Source organism: Aeromonas sp. ASNIH8, from assembly GCF_002919855.1.
Lineage (GTDB): Bacteria > Pseudomonadota > Gammaproteobacteria > Enterobacterales > Aeromonadaceae > Aeromonas > Aeromonas caviae.
Genome location: NZ_PQLN01000144.1, coordinates 1 through 7,461, shown reverse-complemented (window position 1 = coordinate 7,461; position 7,461 = coordinate 1). Strand labels below are relative to the sequence as shown.

Sequence of the window (7,461 nt, the reverse complement as noted above, 5' to 3'; positions counted from 1 at the left end):
TGAGAAAGAGGAGAAGTGAGTTGACCCAATCTGAACACTCGAGTTAGAAACGGGGTGACGTGAGCGCGTTAAGGATCAGGGTGTTCACGTTGGCCGGAATGGCTGTTCAACTTCGCCGGAATACGCACCTGTACGATCCGCTCGACCACCACGCCGAATTGGGCGCGTAACCTTTTGGCGTCGCTAGCCACCAGGTCAGCAACGGTATTGATACCTTGTGCCACCAACTTGGCCCCCAAGCGCCGTCCTATGCCCCACACCTCATCCACCGGGGTGATAGCCATCAGCCGGGCACGGCGCAGCTCGTCACGCAAGTCCACGACGCCGCCCGTGGCAGGCCACTTCTTGGCTGCATAGTTGGCCAGCTTGGCGAGGGTCTTGGTGGGTCCGATCCCAACCCCTACCGTGAGGCCGGTCCACTGCCACACTCGCTGCCGGATCTGTTGCCCATAGGCTGTCAGGTCCCCGGCAAACGACTCCGACAACGCCATGAACGCTTCATCGATGGAGTAGACCTCAAGCTCAGGGGCCATGGTCTCCAACGTGCTCATCACCCTGCCAGACATATCGCCGTAGAGCGCGTAGTTGGAGCTGAATGCCACACCGCCATGCGCCTCGAACTGCTCGCGGATCTTGAAGTAGGGCCCGGCCATCTTGATACCCAGCGCCTTGGCTTCGGGGCTGCGCGACACCACGCATCCATCGTTGTTGGAGAGCACCACGATCGGGCGGCCACGCAGCTCAGGGCGAAACAGCCGCTCACAGCTGGCGTAGAAGTTGTTTACATCAACGAGCGCTATAGCCATCACGCTGCCTCAGATTGCCAATCACATGGGTGACCACTCCGAACAACTCCAGGGAGAGGCTCATAAAAGGGTCGATAGGCGCGAACGCCGGATTGGCTGGCAACAGCCGCAACCTCGGCTTGAGCTGCAAGGTCTTTACCGTGAAGCCGCCATCGAGTAGTGCAATCACCACATCACCATGGCGCGGGGTGAGGCTCTTATCGACCACCAGCAAGTCACCGGGAAAGATACCGACCCCGGTCATGCTCTCCCCCTCGGCACGCAGATAGAAGGTGGCTGCAGGGTGCGCCACGCAGTGGGTGTTGAGGTCCAACTTCCCTTCCAGATAGTCGCTGGCTGGGCTGGGAAAGCCGCAAGAGGCGCGGTGCAAGAACAGCGGGATGGTCACCTCGGCGGGTGATGGGTCTGGGGTTAACAGCGTCATGGTAATAATGCCTGTATATAAATACAGGTATTATAGCGCACCACCTTTGAACCAGCGCAAGTCCCGCATGCCACTGATGGCGTACCATGGCGTCAACAAATAACAAAGAGGTCAGTATGAGTCACAATCTGTGCGCCCTACCGAAAGAGCAGCAAGAACGGGTCGAGGTCGAGAAGGCCGCCGCGTATGCGGTATGGAAGGAGCGCAACGGTCACTTGGCCAGCGCAGAAAGCGAAGCGAACCAACATCAAGGTGAACTGGGTCGCTACTTCCTTGAAAAGGTCACCTACTTCAAGTCTCGCTGACCCTATCAACACGTTCATCGGTGGCTATGCAGGTCACTAGCAACAAACCGCATTCCAAACAACTTAACGAGGTATGTATTGTGACGGCATTGGTAGTCAACTTGGTAGAGACCTACTCCAGCCGAGGTGCTTACAAGGGCGCCATTAGCGCTTGGCGGGTTTCAAGTGATATGGCCAACAAAATCTCCACCGTCATTGGGGTTTACAAGTCTCAAGTCGTGGTTGTCATCGAAGACTGCCAGCTGAAACTCTCGACACCTGATGTCAATGAACTACACGATGACGGGTGTGATGGTCGTTACTTCGTGGTCGGTGGAGACATTTACGAAGACACCAAAGCTTGGCTAAAGCCGCATCCGTGGCTATTCAAGTCACTGGCCAGCGTACAAGGCCCACGCTACCTGAGCCTCGAAGAGGCCAACCAGATACCTTCAGGCAGCGTCATACTGAAGTAAGCCATATCTACACATCTTGATAGATAAGGTGAGGGAGGCTCGCACCTCCCCCACTCAACACCACACCTCACACAAACTCTCAGCCTGTGCCAGCACCAACTGGGCAGCTTCTTCCTGCTGGTCTGGCGGGTACTTGTACTTGCGCAGGATGCGCTTGACCATCAGCCGCAGTTTGGCGCGCACACTTTCGCGGCTGCTCCAATCCACGGTCACGCTACGGCGCAGGTTGGCTGTCAGCTCATGGGCTATCTTGGCCAGTATCTCGTCACCCAGCTCACGCACAGACGCCTCATTGTTGGCAAGGGCATCATAGAAGGCAAGCTCGTCATCGTTGAGGCCCAAGGCCTGCCCCCGCTTGCTTACGGCGGCAAACTTCTTGGCCATGTCGATCAGCTCCTCGATCACCTGTGCGGTTTCGATGGAGCGGTTCTGATAGCGTGCGATCACCTTGGTCAGCATCTCCGAGAACTTCTTCTCCTGGGAGAGGTTGGTCGCGAACTTCGACTTGATCTCCCCCTCCAGCAGTCGCTCCAGCAACTCCACCGCAAGATTGCGCTCCGGCAGGTTGCGCACCTCGGCCAGAAACTCATCATCGAGCAGGCCGATATTGGGCTTGTCGAGCCCCACCGCTTCAAACACATCGACCACATCGCCCGATACCACCGCATTGCCGATGATCTGGCGAATGGCCAAGTCGCGCTCTTCGTCGGTTTTCTTCTTTTGGGAGATCGCCTTCTTGGTCAACAACACTTTGACCGCCTGCAAGAAGGCCACTTCTTCCCGCACTGCCTTGGCCTCGTCAAGGGTGCAGCAGAGCGTGAACGCCTTGCTCATCGCCAGCGCGTTGTCGGCAAAGCGCTTCTTGCCATCCTCAAGGCCAAGAATAACGTTGGCGGCCCCGGCGAGCAGCTTGTGGCCACCGGTGAGGTAGTCGCTGTAATCAAAGCCATGCAGCAGGGCGCGCAGGATATCGAGTTTCTCCTCCAACACCGCGTAGGCCTCATGGGCATCGACGGTCGGCTTGCCCCGTCCTTTGCTGGCGGTGTACTCCTTGATGGCGCTCTTGAGCTCGTTGGCGATCCCGATGTAATCGACCACCAGCCCGCCTTGCTTGTCCTTGAACACCCGGTTCACCCGTGCAATCGCCTGCATCAGGTTGTGGCCCTTCATCGGCTTGTCCACATAGAGGGTATGCACGCAGGGCGCATCGAAGCCGGTCAGCCACATATCACGCACGATGACCAGCTTGAGCGGGTCACTCGGGTCTTTGAACCGCTTCTCCAGCCGTTTCTTCACTTGGGTGGCATGGATGTGGGGCCGCAGCAATGCCTTGTCAGAAGCGCTACCGGTCATCACGATCTTGATGGCCCCCTTGTCGGGGTCCGGGTCATGCCAGTCGGGGCGCAGGGCCACGATGGCATCATACAAGTGCACGCAAATCTCGCGGCTCATGGCGACCACCATGGCCTTGCCATGCTGCGCCTGATTGCGCTCTTCGAAGTGGGCCACCAGATCGGCGGCAACCCGCTCAATTCTTGGCTTGCTGCCAACCACCTTCTCCAAGGCTGCCCACCGTGACTTAAGCTTGGCCTGCTCGCTCTCTTCCTCATCCTCGGCCAACTCATCCACTTCGTCGTCGATGTGGGGAAGCTCTTCGTTATTAAGTGACAACTTGGCCAAGCGTGACTCGTAGTAGATGGCAACCGTGGCACCATCGTCCTTGGCCTGCTGCATGTCGTAGACGTGGATGTAGTCGCCAAAGACGGCGCGAGTGTCGCGGTCTTCCGCTGATACGGGCGTACCGGTAAAGGCCACGAACGTCGCGTTGGGCAGCGCGTCGCGCAAGTGCTGTGCATACCCGACCTGATAGCGCGCAGCCCCTTCTGCAACCTTGCCTGGCGCTTTGAGCGAGGCGCTGAAACCGTACTGGGTTCGATGTGCTTCATCCGCGATGACCACGATGTTGGCGCGGTCGCTGAGCACAGGGAACGTGTCCTCATCCTCGCCGGGCATGAACTTCTGGATGGTCGTGAACACGATGCCACCGGAGGGCCTGTTGCCAAGCTTGTCACGCAGGTCACCTCGCGTACTCACTTGCACCGGCTCCTCGCGCAGCAGATCTTGCGAGAGTGAGAAGACCCCGAACAGCTGGCCATCAAGGTCATTGCGGTCAGTGATGACGACGATGGTCGGGTTCTCCATCGCGGCGTCTCGCATCACCCGGGCCGCAAAGCAGGTCATGGTGATGCTCTTGCCACTGCCCTGGGTATGCCACACCACCCCGCCCTTGTGGCTGCCGTCTGGACGCGATGCGAGCACCACCTGCTCGATGGCCGCCCTGACTGCATGGAACTGATGGTAACCGGCGATCTTCTTGACCAACCGGCCATCATCTTCAAACAGCACGAAGAAGCGCAGGTAATCGAGCAACATGGCCGGGGTCAGAATGCCGCGCACCATGGTCTCCAGCTCGCCAAACTCGCCGTAGGGGTCGAGGTTGACCCCATCCACAGTGCGCCACTGCATAAAGCGTTCGGCATCCGCAGACAGCGATCCCATCCGCGCCTCGCTACCATCGGAGGCAATCATGATCTCGTTGTACTGGAACAGGTCGGGGATCTGCTCCTTGTAGGTCTGCAGTTGGTCGAATGCCTTCCAGATGTCGGCATGCACGTCGGCCGGGTTCTTGAGCTCCAGCACCACCAGCGGCAGCCCGTTGATGAAGAGGATGATGTCGGGGCGGCGGGTGTGTTTGGGCCCCTTGATAGAGAACTGGTTGATGGCGAGCCACTCGTTGGCGGTGGGCTGCTCGAAGTCAACGAGGCGGACAAAGTCCCCCACCGTTTCGCCATCGCGCTGGTACTGGACTGGCACTCCATTCACCAGCAAGCGGTGAAATGCCCGGTTGGCCGACAGCAGCGCCGGGGTATCGAGGTTGACCACTTGGGTCAGCGCATCTTCACGCGCCACCAGCGGCACGGAGGGGTTGAGCCGGGCAATCGCCTCCCGCAAGCGCTCGCGCAGCAGCACTTGCTGGAACTGCTCACGCCACGGGTTATCAGAATCGGGGGCAACGTCGTAGCCACACACCACGCGATAGCCCACCTCGGCCAACCACCCCAGCACCTCTTGTTCCAACTGATCTTCGGTCATGCACCATCACTCATCAACAAGGAGAAACGCCCGTCAGGCGGGCTCGGTGGGCCTCAGTGGCAAACGCAGTTCGCACGCAGAATCCGCCCTCGGCTGGCAAGGCAATATCAGCCGGTGGGACGAACTGGCAGCCAAGTCAAACGGCAAGACCCACAACGTCAGGCGGGCATCATAACAAAAAGGTTCGAGTGGAACTTTGAGCTGGCTCCATGATGGATAAATCAATACCAGATGACCATAATCTTGCTCGGTCAGGTACTTGTGGCCATAAGCGAACAGCTGGTATAGGTCACCCTGGCTGATGCCGTACTTGCCGTCACGGTCGCTACTATCGAGCCGCTTCCACTTCACATCCATCACCCAACGCTTGTTGCCGTGCTGCAACAAGAGGTCCGGCTGTAACCGGAACATCTGCTTGCCTTGCTGGGTGCAAAGGTACTGACTGGCCACCTGGGCTTTGAGGTTGGCATCGGGCAACAGCTGCTCGCGCAGGCACGACTCTACATAGCGCTCGAACAGCTTCTCCATGGGGAACAGCAGGCTGATGCCGCGCCACTCACCATTCAGGGCACTCGGCATGGCACGATAGAGGATGAGCTCACACCACGGCCGAACCCCTTGATAGTGAGCCATCAAGCGGTCATGTCGCCACAGTCTGAAGTCCCCTTCTACGTCGCGGCTGGCAGGCACATCCGCCAGCAAGTGGCGCAGCTCCTGTGCCAACCGCCAGTTATCCGGGTGCTGAGTCGCATTGGCGACGGTCTCTAGCGCCCGCTTGAGCAGCCGGTTCTCGGCCCGGTCGGGCAAGAAGAGGTCGTAACGTAACGCAAAGTGGTGGCCCCGGCCCGGTGGCTGGCGCATCTGCCGGGCGACATCCAGCTGGCCACGCAAGAACGGCTCGGTCGCCTCAAGGCGCTGATAGTCACTGCGCACGCCGCGTTTGACCAGTTGATCGAGCTCGGCCAGAAAGCGCGCGATAACCCACTCGTTAAGCGGCATATCAAAGCGTTCCAGCGACGCCTCCGCCGTTTCACGGGGTGGCAGATCCAGGGCTCGCTCCAGCATCCGGCGGATCAACTCACGACCATCCTCGAGTGGGTCATCCTCATTGGCGGTCTTGGGCAGGATCTCAATCACCTGCCCGGTGGGGGTCTCTATCACCCCCACGTAGTTGTCCAGTTGCAAGGTCCTGCTATCTTCCACCTGTGCCAGAGCGGGTGCATGGCTTACCTTGTAGCGCTGGCTCAACTGACATAGCCAATCGAAATCAACCCGGTCTATGTGGGCAAGCGTCAGCGCATTAACAGCGTTATCTCTAACGGTTAGCCGCCCATACTCACGAACCGTGATGGGAGCCTTCACTGCGCCCCCTTGTCACCCTCGATGGTCAAGACATAGGCCTCAATACGCCTAAACGCCTTCTCATTGATGCTCCAACGTTGGCGTTGTCCCCCAACCGCTATATCACCAAGCAGGGTCTTGATATCGAGTTGAGGGGCTTGAGGAACATCGCCTCAGCGCTGCTCTTGCGATGGTCATTGAGCACCCAGGCAATGCGCTGCCAGTCCTCAAAGAAGTACTCCTGCAATAGCGGCAGGATCTGATGCTGGAAGATGTATCCCAACTGCGCCAAGGTTGGCTTGGCAGCCGCTTTGAGCGGCATAAAGTAGGCATGGCCAAGGCAATGGTCGCGGTCCAGCAGCACCTCGATGCGCTGATTCAGCGTATGGAGCAAGCGGCCTACGTCTACCTTGTGCCCCTCATCCTCGATGACCACGCCGTCAAGTAAATCGGCCCTGGGCGGCATCTCTTCAAACACAAAGCGGCGACGCAGCGCGATATCGAGTCCAGCCAAGGATCGGTCGGCGGTGTTCATGGTGCCGATAAGGTAGAGGTTGTCCGGTACGCTAAAGGGGCGCTTGGAGTAAGGCAGCGTGGTGGTCAGCGCCTCGCTTGCCCCAGCGCGCTTGCTTGGCTCTATCAGGGTGATCAGCTCACCGAAGATCCGCGAAACATTGCCCCGGTTGATCTCGTCGATGATAAGAACGAATGGTTTAAAGTCTCCCTCCGAGGGAGCTTTGTACTGACTCGGCAGATTACAATGCTGCTTGAGGTAATCAAGCATGCCCTGTACATAAGACGGGTTATATTTAGCCTTCTTGCCTGTCTCGTACAAGGTTCGCACCTGTTCCAGGGCAAGATCGCGAACGTTTTTTAAGCAGGGCATGAGGATTTGACCGACCGAACAGGGTGTGATCTTATACTCTCTTTTACGGGAGTTTCGTCATGAACCATCAAGCGGCATTTACCCAATTCTT

Annotated in this window: 6 protein-coding genes and 1 pseudogene; 2 read left to right on the top strand and 5 right to left on the bottom strand. The window is 58.4% G+C overall.

The annotated features are described in order from the left end of the window. Positions 1-128: 128 nt before the first annotated feature. Positions 129-806, bottom strand: a pseudogene (locus tag C3418_RS21985) (Y-family DNA polymerase); the annotation flags it as partial. After that, a complete protein-coding gene (umuD, locus tag C3418_RS21980) occupies positions 787-1,230 on the bottom strand; it encodes a translesion error-prone DNA polymerase V autoproteolytic subunit (protein ID WP_103859282.1) in 444 nt (147 codons plus the stop codon). The pseudogene C3418_RS21985 and the gene umuD, both read right to left, overlap by 20 nt. Positions 1,231-1,346: 116 nt before the next feature. Between umuD and C3418_RS21975 the strand changes: the two genes are divergently transcribed. Together C3418_RS21975 and C3418_RS21970 are read left to right on the top strand one after the other, a co-directional pair. Continuing rightward, positions 1,347-1,535 carry a DUF3283 family protein gene (locus C3418_RS21975; RefSeq protein WP_064341007.1) on the top strand — a complete coding sequence of 63 codons (189 nt, stop codon included), beginning with the start codon at positions 1,347-1,349 and terminating at the stop codon, positions 1,533-1,535. Between the two features lie 170 nt (positions 1,536-1,705). Next, positions 1,706-1,990, top strand: coding sequence for an acyl-CoA synthetase (locus C3418_RS21970; protein ID WP_181023139.1), 285 nt, complete (start codon positions 1,706-1,708; stop codon positions 1,988-1,990). A 54-nt stretch (positions 1,991-2,044) separates the two neighbouring features. On the opposite strand, the gene C3418_RS21965 is transcribed toward C3418_RS21970, so the two are convergent. The 3 genes from C3418_RS21965 to C3418_RS21955 all read right to left on the bottom strand — a co-directional run bounded on the left by C3418_RS21965 (position 2,045) and on the right by C3418_RS21955 (position 7,319). Next, entirely contained in the window at positions 2,045-5,143 is a 3,099-nt protein-coding gene (locus C3418_RS21965; protein ID WP_103859280.1) for a type I restriction endonuclease subunit R, read from the bottom strand. A gap of 33 nt (positions 5,144-5,176) precedes the next feature. Continuing rightward, entirely contained in the window at positions 5,177-6,391 is a 1,215-nt protein-coding gene (locus C3418_RS21960; protein ID WP_258040162.1) for an McrC family protein, read from the bottom strand. Positions 6,392-6,602: 211 nt separating this feature from the next. Next, complete coding sequence (locus C3418_RS21955; protein ID WP_219812702.1) at positions 6,603-7,319, bottom strand: McrB family protein; 717 nt, start codon at positions 7,317-7,319, stop codon at positions 6,603-6,605. Positions 7,320-7,461: the final 142 nt, after the last annotated feature.